15 protein-coding genes are annotated in these 15,988 nt (G+C 70.4%); 3 read left to right on the forward strand and 12 right to left on the reverse strand.

Annotated features, from left to right (window positions below; all coding sequences use genetic code 11):
* Nucleotides 1-7: 7 nt before the first annotated feature.
* Entirely contained in the window at nt 8-916 is a 909-nt protein-coding gene (locus tag AB0M93_RS39705; RefSeq protein ID WP_364284337.1) for an MBL fold metallo-hydrolase, read from the reverse strand.
* Nucleotides 917-1,047: 131 nt separating this feature from the next.
* Here AB0M93_RS39705 and AB0M93_RS39710 point away from each other — a divergent pair, with 131 nt between their 5' ends.
* Nucleotides 1,048-1,905, forward strand: coding sequence for a helix-turn-helix transcriptional regulator (locus AB0M93_RS39710; protein ID WP_364284340.1), 858 nt, complete (start codon nt 1,048-1,050; stop codon nt 1,903-1,905).
* A gap of 64 nt (nt 1,906-1,969) precedes the next feature.
* Here the strand turns inward: AB0M93_RS39710 and AB0M93_RS39715 are convergent, their stop codons facing one another.
* The 9 genes from AB0M93_RS39715 to AB0M93_RS39755 all read right to left on the reverse strand — a co-directional run bounded on the left by AB0M93_RS39715 (nt 1,970) and on the right by AB0M93_RS39755 (nt 13,072).
* Complete coding sequence (locus AB0M93_RS39715) at nt 1,970-5,104, reverse strand: PA14 domain-containing protein (RefSeq protein ID WP_364284343.1); 3,135 nt, start codon at nt 5,102-5,104, stop codon at nt 1,970-1,972.
* 181 nt (nt 5,105-5,285) lie between these two features.
* Entirely contained in the window at nt 5,286-6,053 is a 768-nt protein-coding gene (locus tag AB0M93_RS39720; RefSeq protein ID WP_364284346.1) for an ATP-binding cassette domain-containing protein, read from the reverse strand.
* Nucleotides 6,050-7,024, reverse strand: a complete 975-nt coding sequence (locus tag AB0M93_RS39725) for an ABC transporter permease (RefSeq protein ID WP_364284349.1) — start codon at nt 7,022-7,024, stop codon at nt 6,050-6,052. Before AB0M93_RS39725 ends, AB0M93_RS39720 begins: the two co-directional genes overlap by 4 nt.
* 8 nt (nt 7,025-7,032) lie before the next feature.
* Entirely contained in the window at nt 7,033-8,061 is a 1,029-nt protein-coding gene (locus AB0M93_RS39730; RefSeq protein WP_364284351.1) for a sugar ABC transporter substrate-binding protein, read from the reverse strand.
* A 393-nt stretch (nt 8,062-8,454) separates the two neighbouring features.
* Nucleotides 8,455-9,303 (reverse strand): enoyl-CoA hydratase/isomerase family protein, encoded by an 849-nt coding sequence (locus AB0M93_RS39735; RefSeq protein ID WP_364284354.1) that lies wholly within the window; start codon nt 9,301-9,303, stop codon nt 8,455-8,457.
* A 167-nt stretch (nt 9,304-9,470) separates the two neighbouring features.
* A complete protein-coding gene (locus tag AB0M93_RS39740) occupies nt 9,471-10,586 on the reverse strand; it encodes an FAD-binding oxidoreductase (RefSeq protein WP_364284357.1) in 1,116 nt (371 codons plus the stop codon).
* Nucleotides 10,587-10,648: 62 nt separating this feature from the next.
* Entirely contained in the window at nt 10,649-11,416 is a 768-nt protein-coding gene (locus tag AB0M93_RS39745) for an amino acid ABC transporter ATP-binding protein (protein ID WP_364284359.1), read from the reverse strand.
* On the reverse strand, nt 11,413-12,195 hold the full coding sequence (locus AB0M93_RS39750) for an amino acid ABC transporter permease (protein ID WP_364284362.1): 783 nt from the start codon (nt 12,193-12,195) through the stop codon (nt 11,413-11,415). Before AB0M93_RS39750 ends, AB0M93_RS39745 begins: the two co-directional genes overlap by 4 nt.
* A 28-nt stretch (nt 12,196-12,223) precedes the next feature.
* A complete protein-coding gene (locus AB0M93_RS39755; RefSeq protein ID WP_364284365.1) occupies nt 12,224-13,072 on the reverse strand; it encodes an ABC transporter substrate-binding protein in 849 nt (282 codons plus the stop codon).
* Between the two features lie 185 nt (nt 13,073-13,257).
* Between AB0M93_RS39755 and AB0M93_RS39760 the strand changes: the two genes are divergently transcribed.
* A complete protein-coding gene (locus AB0M93_RS39760; RefSeq protein ID WP_364284368.1) occupies nt 13,258-14,370 on the forward strand; it encodes a LacI family DNA-binding transcriptional regulator in 1,113 nt (370 codons plus the stop codon).
* 18 nt (nt 14,371-14,388) lie between these two features.
* Here AB0M93_RS39760 and AB0M93_RS39765 read toward each other — a convergent pair whose 3' ends face one another.
* The gene (locus tag AB0M93_RS39765) at nt 14,389-15,234 is read right to left on the reverse strand and encodes an SDR family NAD(P)-dependent oxidoreductase (RefSeq protein ID WP_364284371.1); all 846 of its coding nucleotides are present in this window, start codon (nt 15,232-15,234) and stop codon (nt 14,389-14,391) included.
* Nucleotides 15,235-15,308: 74 nt separating this feature from the next.
* Between AB0M93_RS39765 and AB0M93_RS39770 the strand changes: the two genes are divergently transcribed.
* Complete coding sequence (locus AB0M93_RS39770; RefSeq protein ID WP_364284373.1) at nt 15,309-15,752, forward strand: MarR family transcriptional regulator; 444 nt, start codon at nt 15,309-15,311, stop codon at nt 15,750-15,752.
* A gap of 14 nt (nt 15,753-15,766) precedes the next feature.
* On the opposite strand, the gene AB0M93_RS39775 is transcribed toward AB0M93_RS39770, so the two are convergent.
* On the reverse strand, nt 15,767-15,988 hold a 222-nt coding region (locus AB0M93_RS39775; protein WP_364284376.1), incomplete at its 5' end, for an integrase core domain-containing protein.

Consider the following 15,988-nt stretch of genomic DNA (forward strand, 5'->3'; position numbering starts at 1 on the left):
TTCCGGGTCAGGCGCTGCGGGAGAAGCCGGCCCAGTCCGCGATGGCGAACCGGGTGCCGTCGCGTTCCACCCGGGCGGCGCCGTGGCCGCCGAAGTGGGCGGGCAACACGAGCGCGCCGGTTTCGGCGGCCTGGCCGAGCAGGTTCCGGCGGGTGACGCGCGCGGCGGCGGGGTCTTCGCAGAAGCAGGAATTGGTCTCCGGCTCGGCGATCTGCAGGGCGGTGTGCACGAGGTCGCCGACGAACAGCGCGCGCTCGCCGCCGGACTCCAGGTGCAGCACGGACGAGCCCGGCGTGTGCCCGGGCGCGAGGTCCAGCCGCAGGTTGGCGTCGATGCGGTGCGAGCCGTCCCACAGCTGCGTCAGCCCGGCTTCGTGCACGGGGGCGACGCTGTCTTCGAAGACGTTCTGGTTCCCGCGGCCGAGGCGGGGCCGGTGGTCGTTGGCGGGGTTCCAGAAGTCGAAGTCGCGCCGCGGCATCAGGTAGGTCGCGTTGGGGAAGGTCGGCACCCAGCTGCGCCCGTCGAGGCGGGTGTTCCACCCGACGTGGTCGACGTGCAGGTGGGTGTTGACCACGAGGTCGACGTCTTCGGGGCGCACGCCCGCGGCGGCGAGCCTGCCGAGGAAGCCGGTGTCGAGGTGGCTCCAGACCGGGGAGTAGGGCCGCTCCTTGTGGTTGCCGACGCCGGTGTCGACGAGGATCGTGCGGCCGCCGCTGCGCAGCAGCCAGGTCTGGACCGCCGTCCGGCAATCGCCGGTCTCGGGATCCCAGAAGTCCGGGGCCAGCCAGCCCCGGTGGTCCTGCCAGGACGCCTCGGAGCTGTCGGGGAACAACTCGGCGGGGGTCATCTCGGCCGAGCCGTAGTACTCGGTGATCCGGGTGACGGTGACCTCGCCCAGGGTGATCTGGTCGGTCATGGCGGCCTTTCGGTTCGGCGGAGCGGTCTGCCTCCACCGTCGCCGGGCCGCACCGGGCCGAACCAGACCCGGCGTTTCCCACCCCTCGCAGGGGCAGGCTGCCACCGCCGTCCGTGCCGCATACTGGCCCGGTGGCTGATCAAGGGCAGCTGGCCGAGTACCTGCAGGCGATGCGGGCGCGGGTGCGCCCGGACGACATCGGGCTGCCGAACTACGGCGAGCGCCGCCGGGTGCCCGGGCTGCGCCGGGAAGAGGTCGCGAGCCTGGCCGGCGTCAGCGCGTCCTACTACGTCCGGCTCGAGCAGGGCCAGTCGGCGAACGCCTCCGACGAGGTGCTCGACAACATCGCCCGGGCGTTGCGCCTGGACCCCGACGAGCACGAACACCTGCGGGCGCTCGCCCGGCCCCGTCGCCGCCGGACGGTGAAACGCCCTCCGGCCGAGCGGGTGCACGAGGCGACGAAGCAGCTGCTCGACGGGCTGGGTGACGTCCCGGCGATCGTGCTGGGGCGCCGGACCGACGTGCTCGCGTGGAACCGGCTGGGTCACGCGTTCTTCGCCGGCCACCTCGACTTCGACGCGCCCGCCCGGCCCGCCGACCGGCCCAACATGACCCGGCTCGTCTTCCTCGACGCGCACACCCGCGACCTGTATCCGCAGTGGCCCGTCAAGGCGAAGGCGGTCGTCGGCAACCTGCGCCTGGTAGCCGGCCGCCACAGTGACGATCAGCTGCTCAACGCGTTGATCGGGGAACTCGTCACGAAGAGCTCCGAATTCGCCGTGTGGTGGGCCGACCACCGGGTCAAGGCGTGCACGGCCACCGAGTACGCCATGCGCCACCCCCTGGTCGGCGACGTCGTGGTCCACCAGCAGGCCATGACTCCCGCGCACGCGCCCGAGCAGACGCTCGTCGTCGCCACCAGCGAACCGGGGTCGCCGTCCCAGTCGGCTCTCGTCCTGCTCGCCCGCGCCGTCCGCGAAACCTCTTGATCGGGCGCGCCGTGCGGTGTGGGACCGCTGTGCCCGGCAGTCCCACACCGCACCGGCCACGGCCTCAGGAGCGCTGGGCGACCTCCGCGTCGGTCAACGCCTTGCCGGCCACGCCGACCTCGTCGACCGCGCCGGGCCAGAAGTCGACGTTGCGGCCGTCGTACTTGGCCCGCCCGACCGTGAACGCGCCGGTGCTGACCAGCGCCGGCCCGGCCGGGGCCGTCGCGACCTTCACGCCGTCCACGTAGAGACGGATCTCGTTGCCGGCCCGCACCCCCGTCAGCTCGTACCAGCGGCCGATCTCCGGCACGACCTCATACCGGGCCCGGTTGCCACCGGGCGTGCTGAACGCGAACGCACCCTGCCCGTACTGCAGGTAGAACGGGCTCTCCCGCTCCCGGCCGTCCTGGCTGACCGCGGTCGCGTAGTTGCCGGGCAGCGCGTCCAGCCGCACCCTCGCGGACACCGTGTAGTCACCGGTCGTGTCGACGACCGGGCCGTAGGTGTCGGCGGAGCCGCCGGAGAACTGCAGCGCGCCGTCCTTGAAGACCACCCCGGCCGGGGTGAGCGTCAGCGGGTTGTTGCCACCGCTCGAGTCCCTCGCGGTCGTGCCCCCGCGTTCGTCGAGGTTCCACTCCCCCTTACCCGCGTAGGGGTACGGCTTACCGGCGTTGGCCCCGGCCTCGATCACGCGCCGGTTGATCTCGCGGACCGGACCCGGGTCGACCTTGATGCGCTTGCGGTCGTAGGTCCAGAGCCCGTTGAGCTCGCCTTCCAGGTCGGTGACCTGCGTGTAGACCGACGCCGACAGCTCGGCCCGCGCCTGCCCGAGGTAGAACGTGCGGGTGTTGTCGACGTACTTCGCCGTCAACGCCGCCTTGTCCGCCACGCCGCTGTAGATCGCGATCGGCGCACCCGGCCACTGGTGCCCCGGCGTGCGCAGCGTGAAACCACCGTGCTCACCGTCCATCGCGACCCGCGTGCCGTCCGAACGAGCCGGATCGGTGTTGTTGTAGTCGTGGTGGTCGATGACGTCGCCGCGGCCCGAGTCGCCCTTGGAGGCGCAGCAGTTCACCCCGCTGTGGGCGTTGACGATCCGGCTCGGGTCGGTGGCCTTGACCTGGTCGGTGATCCGGCCGGTGGCGGCCTTGTCCCACTCGCCCCAGCCCTCGTTGAACACGATCCAGGCGTAGACGGACGGGTAGTTCTGCAGCTGGTGCATCTCTTCCAGGCCCTGGCTGAGCCACGCCTGCTGCGCCGCGGAGTTGTTGCCGTCCTCGACGGACACGAAGTCCTGCCACACCAGCAGTCCGAGCCGGTCGGCGTGGTAGTACCAGCGGGCGGGCTCGACCTTGATGTGCTTGCGGACGGCGTTGAAGCCGAGGTCCTTCTGCGCCTTCAGGTCGAACACGAGGGCCTCGTCGCTCGGCGCGGTGTTCAGGCCGTCCGGGTAGAAGCCCTGGTCCAGCTGCATCAGGTTGAAGATCGGCTTGCCGTTGAGCGTCAGCTTGGGCGTGCCGCCGACGTTGGTGATGCCGGTGGACCGCATGCCGAAGTAGCTCTTGACCTTGTCCCCGCCCAGCTTGATCTCCAGCTGGTACAGGTACGGGTCGTCCGGCGTCCACAGGTGCGGGTTCGGCACCGCCAGCTTCAGGTTCGCGTTCGCCGGTCCGCTGACCGTGCCGACCGGCCGGCCGCGCGCGTCCTTGGCGACGGCCGTGACGGTGGCGTTGCCCGCGGACTTGACGGTGAGGGCCAGCGAGCTGGTGGTGAGGTCGGGCGTCGTCTTGATCTCGTCGATGCCCTGGTCCGCCACGGGTTCCAGCCACACCGTCTGCCAGATGCCCGACGACGGCGTGTAGAAGATGCCGCCGGGGTTGGCGGACTGCTTGCCCTTGGGCTGGTACGGGCCGGTCGTGTCGGTGACGGCGACGACGATCTCCTGCTCGTCGCCGCGCTTGAGCGCGTCGGTGATGTCGGCGCTGAACGCCGTGTAGCCGCCGGTGTGCTCCGCGACGGGCTTGCCGTTCACCCAGACTTTGGCCTGGTAGTCGACCGCGCCGAAGTTGAGCTTGAGGCGCTGGCCGCCGCCGATCTTCCAGTCGCGCGGGACGGAGACCGTGCGGCGGTAGAACATGTGGTCCTCGTGCCGATCGAGCCCGGAGAGCTGCGACTCGATCGGGTAGGGCACGATCACCTTCTCCGGCAGCCGCTTGCCGAACTCCGGCTGCTGACCTTCCCTGGCGGCCGAGAACTCCCACGGGCCGTTGAGGTTGACCCACTTGTCGCGTTCGAGCTGCGGCCGCGGGTACTCCGGCAGCGGGTGGCGCGTGTCGACGTTCTCGCCCCACGGCGTCCGGAGCCGTGCCGTCGACGCGTTCGCGACGGTGCGGCCGGTCTTGCCGATCTTCGTGCCGTTCACCGCGAGCGCACCCGCGCCGTCGTAGTAGATCGTGACCCGCTGGCCCTTCAGGACCTGCTCGGCCAGCCGGATCGTGGCCCGCGTGCGGGTCGTCGTGATGAACGAGATCGGCATCGGCGTCGCGTCGACCTCGATGCGCAGGTGGTCTTGCAGGTCGCTCGTCCCCGAGACACGGCCGTCGAAGCCGGCCGTGAGGGTGCGACCGTCCTGGGACACCTCCGCCGAGCGCGGGACGACCGCGTAGCCGGCGGGAGGCGTGAACGCCGACAGCGGCACGATCTGCTTCGCGATGGCCGCACTCGACCAGCGCAGGAACATGTTGGCGCCGCCGACGTCCTGGAACATCTCCAGCTTGAAGTCGTACTGCTTGCCGGCGGTCAGCGTGACCGGCGCGCTGGTCTGCTCGGTGTCCCAGTCGCCGACCCAGTGGTCGATCACCGGCGCGCCGTCGATGAACAGCCGGAACCCGTTGTCCCCGACGGCGTAGAAGGTGTAGTCGCCGGTCTGCGGCACGGCGAGCTGCCCGGTCCACCGGGCGGTCGTGTTCTCCGTGCGCCCGGCGACCAGCCCGAAGACCGAGGTCAGGTCGGGGTGGTTGACTTCCGAGTCGAGTGCGGTCCCGGCCAGGTTGGCGAAGTCCCGCGCCCCCGGCGCCGACATGGTGAAGTATTCGGCCTTCAGGCCGTGCACGGGCTCGGCGGCACCTGCGGGCGGCGTTCCCGACGCCATGCCCAGCGCCACCAGCAGCGCGAGGAGGACGGAAGCGGCTCTTCTCATCGGCGCGATCCCTCTCACTTTTACAACGTTGTAAAACGCTCTTGGGGATCCAAGCAGATGAATCGGACTTCTCTCTACCGCCGAATGTCGGTATCTTGAGGGCCGGATGCGCGGGTTGACGGCGACCATCTGGAGTCACGAGGTCGCGTACGGGCAGGTCGGCTCGGCCGCCGTGAGCCGGCTAGTTCCCGTCATTGAGGCGGTATTCCGCGTGCACCAGCTCGAGGAGCTCGGCCACCGAGGTGTCCTCGGACCGGCGGTCGAACGTGATCTCGCCGTGCTGCAGGAGGTTCACGCGGTCGCAGATGTCGGTCACCTGGCCGTAGTTGTGGGCGATGAGGATGATGGCGATGTCCCCGCGGCGCTTCAGCTCCTGCAGCAAGCGCAGGATCAGCGCGCTCTCCTTGGCGCCCATCGCGGCGAGCGGCTCGTCGAGCAGCAGCAGTTTCGCGTTCGAGTACACCGAGCGGGCCACCGCGATCGCCTGGCGCTGGCCGCCCGACAGCATGCCGACCTCGGCGGTCACCGACGGGATGTTGATGCCGATCGAGTCCAGGGCTTCGCGGGCGCGGCGCTTCATCTCCGCGCGGCGCAGGAACGGCAGAGGCCGGTGGGTGAGCTCACGGTTCAGGTGCAGGTTCAGGTACACCGGCAGGTCGTCGACCATCGCCAGGTCCTGGAACACCGTCTCGATGCCCAGGGACCGCGCGTGGACCACGGACTTCAGCGTGGCCGGCTCGCCCTCGAACAGGATGCGGCCGCCGTCCGGCTGGTGGTAGCCGGTGAGGATCTTGATCAACGTGGACTTGCCGGCGCCGTTGTCCCCGATGAGGCCGAGGATTTCGCCGCGGCGCACGTGGAGGTTGACGTCGGCCAGGGCGGTGACCGGGCCGAACTTCTTGCTGATCCCTTCGACCCGGATGACCTCGGTGCCCGGTTCCGCGGTCATGTCAGCTCCCGGGAGCCGAGGCGCTTGCGCACCACGATGAGCGTCACGTTCAGCACCATCGCGAGCAGGATGGCCGCGCCGAGCACCACGTTGAACGCGTTCGCGCTGACGCCGGTCAGGTTGAAGCCGTCGAACACGATGCCCAGCAGCAGCGCGCCGAGGAACGCGCCGGCCACCGTGCCGGACCCGCCCAGCAGGGCGGTGCCGCCGATCACGGCCGAGGCCACCGCGAAGAACATCGTGGTGAACCCGCCGTTGGTCGGGTCGTAGGAGCCGACCCGGGTGCCCTGCAGGATGCCGGCCAGCCCGGCCAGGGTGCTGGTGATCGCGAAGTTGACCACCTTCACCCGGTTGACCCCGATGCCCGATTCCGCGGCGCCGACGGGGTTTCCGCCGGTGGCCTGCGTGTGGATGCCGAACCGGGTGGCCGAGAGCACCACCTGCACGACGAGGACCAGTCCGACGGCCCACAGGAACTCGGTCCAGGGTGCCCCGCCGAAGACGTCGACGACCCAGCTGTCCTTCGGCGCGGCGACCGGCCGGGCGTTGGAGATGATCAGCACCAGGCCCTGCAGCAGGAACGCCATGCCCAGGGTCGTGATGAACGACGGGATCCCCACCACCGTCCGGATCAGCCCGTTCACCACCCCGATCGCCGTGCTCGTCACGACCGCGCCGGGCAGCGCGAGCCACAGCGGCCAGCCGTTGACGAAGAACAGCGTGAGCAGGAACGGGGCGAGGGTGAAGACGAACCCGGCGGACAGGTCGATCTCGCCGCAGATCAGGAGCATCACCTGCCCGGCGGCGATGATCGACCACGGCGCCACGTACTGGGCGATCGTCTGGTAGTTGTCCAGGGAGTTGAACGCGCCGCTGCTCACCGTGAAGTAGATGCCCGCGGCCACGGTGACCAGCAGGATGCTCAGCTCCTTGACGTGCAGCACGCCGAGCAGCATGGGTCTCAACGACATCGCCGCGCCTACCGGCTCAGCGTGGTCGCCGGGGGCAACGGGATCGCACTCGGCATCGCGATGACGTCCTTCTTCGCGCCGCCTTCGAACCTGCTGTCCGCCGAAGCGTACGGCCCGACGTTCTCCTTGGTGACGAACGTGAGCCCGGTGTCGGTGACCGGTGGGGCCACCAGCGTCCCGGACAGCCGGAACAAGTACAGGTACAGCACGGAAAGGAAACCCTGGAGGTAGGGCGACTGGTCGATGGTGAAGTCGAGCGCGCCGTTCTTCACCCCGGTGACCGTGTCGTCGAGCAGGTCGAACCCGCCGCCGCCGATCTTGCCGGACAGCTTGCGGTCGGCGATCAGCTTCGCGCACGCGGCGGTGCTGCCGGCGTCGACCGCGTAGATCCCCTTGACCCCCGTGTTCCCGGAATACGCGGCGGTCATCGCGTTGAGTTCGCCTGCCTGCTCGGCCCCGGTGTTCACCGACTGGACGCGCACGCCGGGCGCGGCCTGTTTCAGCGCGTCGGTGATGCCGTCGAGGCGGGGCTGGACGTTGTTGCCGCCCGGCTGGGCGATGCCGACCAGGATGTCCCCGGAGGTCACCTTCTGCGCGATGCGCTGGCCCATCCGGAAACCGGAGAGGTACAGGTCCTGGCCGACGTAGGCGAGCGGGTAGTTGCCGGCTGCGCTCGCGTTGTAGGCGATCACCGGGATGCCTTGGCCCAGCGCGCGTTTGGTGAGCTCGACGAACGCGTTGTCATCGGTCAGCGCGATCGCGATCCCGTCGGCCTTGCCGGTGATCGCGGTGTCCATGGCGCTCGCCATCTGGGCGACGTTGCCGTTCTCCGAGCCGGTCCACTGTGGTTCCGGCACGCCGAGCAACGCCGCGGCGTCGGCGAGCCCGGACCGGGTCGGCACGAAGAAGGAGTTGGTGGTGACGTGGTTGACGAACACGAACCGCCACCCCGGCGTGCTCGGGAACGGGCCCGCGTGCCCACCGTTCTGGGCCTCCTGGACACCGGTGCACGCCGCGAGCAGTGTGCTCGCGGCCACCGTCGCACCGCCTGCCCCCAGGTACTTCAAGGCGGTTCTTCGGGAAGTGGCGCTTGTTCCAGCAGTCATCGTGACTCCGCAATCGTCTCAGCGGCAGTAGTCCGGCTACGACGGGTCCCTCACGGTCAAGCTCCCAGGACCGTAGCAGACATATGATGTCTCAACCAGACTCGCCGTACTGATGACCACTTTTTCTACCTAGGGTGGTTATACATATGTTGTCTGGTCCAGTGGGTTCGGCGAGGATGCAGTGGAATCGGCACGTCTGCCAGTGCCCGGAAACTGGACATCGGAAATCGGACAGAGCTGGTGGGCCAACCGCTCCCGCTGACGCGTCACCGTTCGAGAGGGGTGCCGCGGGGCCCGCGGCACCCCTCCGGCCGTTGGGGGCGATCAGTGCCGGTCGAGGAAGTCCTCGAGCCGGCGCTCGTTCTCCGGCTTCTGCAGGCCGTCGTCGAGGGCCGCGATCATCCGGGCCTCCACTTCGGGCGGCGCGGGGTAGACGTGCGCCAGGGCGGCCGCCTCGACGCGCAGGTCGGCTTCGAGCCGGTCGCCGGCCGTCGTCGGGTCGATGGCGGCCTTCGCCGCGCGGATCTGCGACGGCAACCGGGAGGCGATGCGCGCGGCGATCGTGTCCACGAAGCCGTCGAGCTCGTCCGACGGCACGGCCCGGGTGATCCAGCCGTAGAGCTCGGCGGTGCGGGTGTCGTAGGCGTCCGCGGTCAAGACCGCTTCGAGGGCGCGGGACCGGCCGACCGCGCGCGCGAGCAGCTGGGTGCCGCCCCCGCCGGGGATGATCCCCATGCGGCCTTCGATCTGCCCCATCCAGGTTTCGCCTTCGGCGGCGTACCGCAGGTCAGTCGCCAGTGCGAGCTCGTTGCCCCCGCCACGGAGGTAACCACGCAGCTTGGCGATGGTCACCTGGGGCAGCGCGCGGACACTGGCGACCAGGTGCTGCATCGGCGTGAGCCCCTCGTAGCCACTGTCGTGCCGGCCGAGCGCGACGAAGCCCTCCGGGTCGGAGGCGAAACCGGCGTCGACGTGAGCGGCGAAGAAGTCCGGCACCTTGCTCTCGAAGACGACGACCCGCACCGACGGGTCATCGGCGACCTCGCGCACGAAGCGCTTGAGCTCGGGCACGAGAACGCTGTCCAGCAGGTTCAGCGGCGGGTGGTTCATCGAGACGGTGGTGACGGCGCCGGAGCGCTTGAGGTCCAGGGCTGCGTACTCATCGGTGGTCATCGCGAAGGTTCCTTTCTGGTTCGGCGCCGGGCCGGTGGGCATCCGGTCCATCCACTGAGGACGGTAAGACCTGACACCGGTGTCAGCGGCAAGCTCCTTCGCCCGTGATCCACGTCACCTTCGCCCCTGCGCCGCCGGACGACAACCGCTCGTCCCGGCCCCGGCCCCTAGCGGAACCGGCGGGGGTTGAACGGTGCCAGCATCGGGTGCGGGCGGCCCCTGGTGATCTCGTACGTCAGCAGCTCGCCCGCGATCAGCGCGAGCGTGGCGCCGCTGTGGGTGAAGGCGAGGTACAGACCATCGAGCTCGTCGGTGCGGCCGAGGACGGGGTCGCCGTCGCCGGGGATCGGCTTCGGGCCGATCGCGTGGTGGGCGGCCGTCAGGGGTGGGTGGCCCGCCAGCAGCCGGGATGCCTCCGCCAGCAGTTCGGCGACGACTTCGGCGGGGACGTCGAAGCCGTCGCCGGCCGGCCGGATGCTCGCTGTGGTCCAGTCCGCGTCGACGGCGAGGCCGCCGTGCGGTGCCGGCCGGAGGGAGGCCCGCGGCGTGTTGAGGACCGCGCGCAGCGGCGTGTCCACCGGTGTTGTCGTCACCAGCAGGGAAACGGGTGTCGCGTCCGGGACTCCGACACCGAGCCGGGACGCCATCGCCGGCACGGCGGGTCCGGTTGCCAGCACGACCGACCGGGCGGGGTGCAGCTCACCCACGGCGGTGCGGACGCCGGTCACCGCGCCGTCCGCGGTCACCACCTCGGCGGGACCCGCGTGGGTCACCAGGTGCCCGCCGTGCTCGGTGAAGTCCTTGACCAGGAACTCGGCCAGGCTGGGCAGGTCCACCCACCCCTCGCCGGGGTTCCAGACCGCGCCGGTCGGCGGCACCGCGGCCGGATCGACGCCGGGGACGGCCGCCGCGACCGCGCCAGGGGCGAGGAAGTGGCTCTCGTAGCCGTGGGCGAGCTCGTGCTCGTGCTGCTGCCGCAGTTCCGGGGCGCGGTCTTCGGGGAGCCACGCGAGGCCGCCGTCGAACCGCAGCCAGTCCACGCCCGGCTGCCGGGCCGCGAGCGTGCGGTAGCGATCGATGCCGGCGATCCGCAACCGGTGGTACTCCTCGCTGCGCGAGCCCGCGGAGTTCAGCCACGACAGCGACCGCCCGGAAGCGTTGCTCGTCAGTTCGCCCTCGGTGAGCAAGGTGACCAGGGCCCCGGCGCGGGCGAGGTGACGGGCGGTGGAGATGCCGAGGATGCCGCCGCCGACCACGACAACGGGAGCTGGGGTACTGCGCATCGGAGGATAAAGTCCTTTCAGGATGGTCGCGGTTTCCGCGACCGGGGGTGGATGGCGGCCGGTCAGAGGACTTCGGAGAGGAACCGCTGCAGCCGCGGGCTCTGTGGGCGTTCGAAGAGGTCGCCGGGGGTCCCGCGTTCGACGATCTCGCCCTCGTCCATGAAGACCACCTGATCGGCGGCCCGGCGGGCGAAGCCCATTTCGTGGGTGACCACGACCATGGTCATGCCCCGCTCGCCCAGTCCGGCCATCAGGGTGAGCACGCCCTTGACCAGTTCCGGGTCCAGCGCGCTGGTGGCCTCGTCGAACAGCATGACTTCGGGTTCCATCGCCAGGGCCCGGGCGATGGCGACGCGCTGTTGCTGGCCGCCGGAGAGGTCCCGGGGCCGATGGTCGGCCCGTTCGGCGAGGCCGACTTCGGCCAGGCTGCGAGCGGCTCGTTCTCGCGCCGCCGCGCGGGACATGCCCTTGACCTTCCACAGCGCCAGGGCGACGTTGTCGAGTGCGGTGTGGTCGGGGAAGAGGTTGAAGTGCTGGAACACCAGCCCGATCCGCTGCCTCAGCTTCTCCGGCACCATGGCGGAGGTCGGCGCGCCCGCGAGGAGCACTTCACCGCTTTTGGGCTCGTGGAGCCGGTTGATGCCGCGCAGCAGGGTGGACTTGCCGGAGCCGGACGGGCCGATGACGCAGGTGGTGCTGCCCGGCGCAACCGCGAAGCTGACGTCCCGGACGACGTCGAAGCTGCCGTAGGCCATCGACAGGCCCGTCAGTTCCAGGCTGGAGCCGTGGAACGTGGATTGACTGTCCGCTTTGGACAACGTCTGGTTCATGCCTTGCTCCCGGTGGTGACGGCGCTGCCGTCGAGCTCGTCGAGTTCCTTCAGGCCGCTGACCGGAGCGGCCTTGCGGCGACCGGTGCGGAACCGGTGGTCGAAGTGGTTGACCAGGTGCGTGAGCGGCACAGTGATGACCAGGTAGAACAGCCCGGCCAGCACCAGCGGGGACAGGTTGCCCGAGAGGATCGCGGAGTCCTGCCCGACCCGGAACAGCTCGCGCTCACCGGACAGCAGGCCGAGGAAGTAGACCAGGCTCGAGTCCTTGATGATCGCGATGAACTGGTTGACCAGCGCGGGCAGCACCCGCCGCACGCCCTGCGGCACGACGACCAGGCGCATCGCCTTGGCGTAGTTCATGCCGAGGGCCCGGCAGGCTTCGAGCTGGCCGCGGTCGACGCTCTGGATCCCGGCCCGGAAGATCTCGCCGATGTAGGCGCCGGCGATCAGGCTGAGCGCGATGATCCCCAGCGGGTAGGGCGACGGGCCGAACACGGACTGGCTCAGCCGGGCGAAACCCTGGCCGATCAGCAGGATGGTCAGGATTGCCGGCAGCCCGCGGAAGAGGTCGGTGCCGATCCGGGCCGGGATCCGCAGCCACGGCGACGCGGAAATGCCCATGATCGCGAACAGCATGCCGAGGACCAGGCCGATCGCCGTCGCCGCGACCGAGATGATCAGGGTGTTGACCAGGCCGACCGTCAGCATCTGCGGCAGCACCTCGGCCATGGCCGGGAAGTCGAAGAAGGTGCGGATCAGGTCGTTCAGCCAGTCCATGGGAGCTCCTTCCGGTGTGCGGCCGGGTTCACCGGGCGGCCGGCACGCCGGTGTGGTCGCCGCCCGGCAGGTACTGCTTGGGCATCGGCGAGCCGGGGAACCACTTCTCGTACAGCTTCTTCCACGTGCCGTCCTCCATCGCGGCGACGAGCGCCTTGTCCAGAGCGTCCTTCAAGGCGGTGTGACCCTTCTTGATCGCGAAACCGGCCGGGGCGTCGAAGGAGGGGATGTCGGCGGCACTGGCCAGGCCGAACTGCGCGATGTAGGACTTGGCGGCCTCGTAGTCGAGGAAGTGGGCGTCGACCGAGCCGCGGGTGAGAGCCGAGACGGCGGCGTTGTTGTCGGGGAAGCGGACGAGGTCGGTCCGCGGGAAGTGCTTCACCGCGTACGCCTCCTGCAGCGAGCCTTGGACGACGCCCAGCCGCCGTCCCGCCAGCGCGTCCGCCGAGGTGATGCCGGAGTTCTTGGTCGTGATCACGGTGAGGTAGCCGGCCAGGTAGCCGGTGCTGAAGTCGACTGTCTTCCGGCGCGCGTCGGTGATGCCGATCGCGGCGACGCCGGTGTCGAACTGGCCGTTGGCCACGCCCGGCAGGATGGCGGAGAAGTCCTGGCCGGTGAACACGACGTCGGTCACCCCCATCCGCTTGGCGACGTCGCGGAAGAGTTCGACGTCGAAGCCGGTGAACTGGCCGTCGGCGGCGGTGAAGGTGTACGGCTTGGCGTCGCCGAGGCTGGCGACGCGCAGCTGTCCGGGCGTGATCAGGCCGTACGGGTTGCCGGCGGCGGTCGATGAGCCGCTGCCGCAGGCAGCCAGCCCGAGCACGGCGGCGAAAGCGATCAGCACGGCCAGAAGTGACTTGCGAGGGGTTGCAGACACGGGCCCCGTCCTTGGGTCTCTACGTGTTGAGACCGGTCTCAACGATGTGCGGTAGGGTGGATTGAGACCGGTCTCAAAGGGATTTCCGGAGATTAGGTCGTCGTCGCTCGCACGTCAAGCGCCGACGTCGGGGTCCTCGTGCCGGCGTTCCCGGCAGCGAGGCACAATGCAGCGAGGAGGGCACCTTGGCGAAGCCAGACCAGCACCGGGACCACACCGTGAGCGACGTCGCCCGCGAGGCCGGGGTGTCCAAAGCCCAGGCGGCCCGGGCGCTCGGGGCGTACGGCGCGGTGAGCGACGCCGTCCGGTCACGGGTGCTGGCCGCCGCTGCCCGGCTGAACTACCGGCCGAACCTGCCCGCCCGCGCCCTGAACACCGGTCGCTCCCACAGCGTGGGCGTGGTCGTCGGCGACATCGAAAACCCCTACTTCTCCCTGGCCACCCGGGGCATCTCCGACGCGGTCGAACGGTCCGGTCTGGGTCTCGTGCTCGCGAACACCGGCGAACGGGTCGAGGCCGAACGGCGGGCGGTCGAGATGCTGATGGACCAGCGGGTCGACGGGCTGATCGTGGCCCCCGCGTCGACGACCGAAACCGCGCACCTGCAGGCTGTGGTCGACGCCGGCCGCCCGCTCGTGCTGCTCGACCGGGCGGTGCCGCAGCTGGCCGTCGACGCCGCCGTCGCCGACATCGGGCCGGCCGCCCGGGACGCGGCCGACCGGCTGCTGTCCCTGGGACACCGCCGCATCGGCTACATCACCACCGCCGACGGTGACGATCCCAACCCGGGCAGCCCCGCTCCCCTGCCGTCGCCGGTGGCCGCCCGCGTGGCGGGGGTCGTCGACGCCTTCGCCACCCACGGGCTGACCTGGGACCGATCCCTGCTGCGGTCCGGGTTGCGGGGCGAAGCCCGGATCGAGGCGGCAGTCGCCGACCTCCTCGCCGGCCCCGCCCCGGCGACGGCCCTGATCGCGTCCGACAGCCTGATCGGCCTGGCCGTCGTCGGCGCCCTGCAGGAGCAGGGCCGGCGGATCCCGGAAGACGTCTCGGTCCTGATGTACGACGACCAGCCGTGGGCGCGGCTGGTCAGCCCCCCGATCACCGTGGTGGCGCAGCCGACGTACGACATCGGGCACGCGGCGGGCACGCGGCTGGCGGCGCTGGTCGAGGGAGCGGTGCAGACAGCGCCGCTCGACCCCCTCCCGGCCAGGCTCATCGAACGCGGCTCGATCGGCCCGGTCCCCGGAACCCCCGAAGACCGAGCCGGTTCGCCACTTCACGCTCGCGTCCGCTCCTGACCCGCTTCCCCGGCGGCGCTACCCGTCCCGCTTCACGGCCGTCCACGGGGCGAGGACGGACTCGGTGACCGTCCACAGTGTCCGTTGCACTTCCGTGGAGCGTCCGGGCTCCGGACACGGGAGCGGCTTGCCCGCGCGGGAGAAATAGCCGCCGTTCGCGGCCGCGAAGGCCGGTTCCGTCGCCAGCCGGGTGATGATCGCCGCGCCGCGGCGGGGGTCGCCGACACCGGCGGCGGTGAGGATCCGGTGGAGCGGGCCGGCGAAGGGCAGCTCTCGGCCGAGACCCGTGGTGTTGAACCCGGGGTCGCAGCAGACGGCCGTGACACCGGAACCCGCGAGGCGCCGCGCCAGTTCCTGCGTGAACATGATGTCCATCAGCTTGGTGCGGCCGTACCAGGCACTGGATCCGCGGCGGGTGTACGGGTCGGTGCGCGTGAGGTCGCGGTTCGGGTCGAGGCCTCCGGAATGCCGCGACGCCTGCGAGGCGACCGTGACCACCCGTGCGGACGCGGTCAGCTTCGGCAGCAGCGTCGTGGTCAGCAACCACGGCGCGAAGTAGTTGACCGCGACCATCTCGCTGAAGCCGTCGCCGGTCACCCGCTGGGAAAACGCGTGCAGGCCGGCGTTGTTGATCAGGACGTCGACGCCCGCGGCGACCTCCTCGCCGGCCTGCCGCACTTCTTGCAGGTTCGCCAGGTCGGCGAGGCAGGCCGTGACGGCCGCGTCCGCGCCGATTTCGCGGCGCAGGTCGTCGACCTTGGCGCGGCTGCGCGCGATGACGGTCAGGCTCGCGCCACGCCGGGCGAGGTCGAGCGCGACCAGCCGGCCCAGGCCGTGGGTCGCGCCGGTGATGACGACGTGCATGTCACTCCCCTGTATTGTTGAGGTACCTCATCAACCTAGCTTTACTGAGGTACCTCACAAACAAGGAGTGTTCGTTGTCTCGCGAATCGGCTGTCGGGCTGCGCTACCTCGAGCTGGCCTACCGGGTGCGGCGCAGCGTCGACGAGCACCTGAGCGCCGACGGGATGTCCCTCGCCCGGCTCAAGCTGCTGCAAGCGATCGACCGGCTCGAGCCGGTCAACCAGACCGGCCTGGCCGGCGAGCTGGGCCTGGCCGCCCGCTCGGTGACGCAAGCCGTCGAGGCACTCGAGCGCGACGGCCTCGTGCGCCGGGCAGCCAGTCCCGCCGACCGGCGCGCCAAACTGGTCTCCCTCACTCCGGCCGGGGCCGCCGCGGCAGAAGCGGGCGCGGCCGCGGGTGAGCGCGCCCTGCGGCGGATCTTCCAGGTCCTCGACGCCGGGCAGCGGACCGCGCTGGCCGAGCTGCTCGACGTCGTCGAGGCCGGGCTCGCCACCGACGAGGCGGCCGGGAAAAACTGACCTGCCGCGCCGAGCTAGGTGTGATGTCCGGGGAGGTTGGTCAGCCGGGTGACCGGTGGCTTGCCGCCGGTTGAGCTGTGGGGTCGATGGTGATTGTAGAAGTGCAGCCACCCCGGTAACGCCGCCCGCCGCAGCGTTTCCGATGGGTAGAAGCGGGCATAAGCCCAGCCCTCGGCAAGGGTGCGGTGGAAGCGCTCGATCTTGCCATTGGTTTGCGGCCGGTAAGGCCGGGTCCG

It is taken from the genome of Amycolatopsis sp. NPDC051102, from assembly GCF_040682815.1.
Lineage (GTDB): Bacteria > Actinomycetota > Actinomycetes > Mycobacteriales > Pseudonocardiaceae > Amycolatopsis.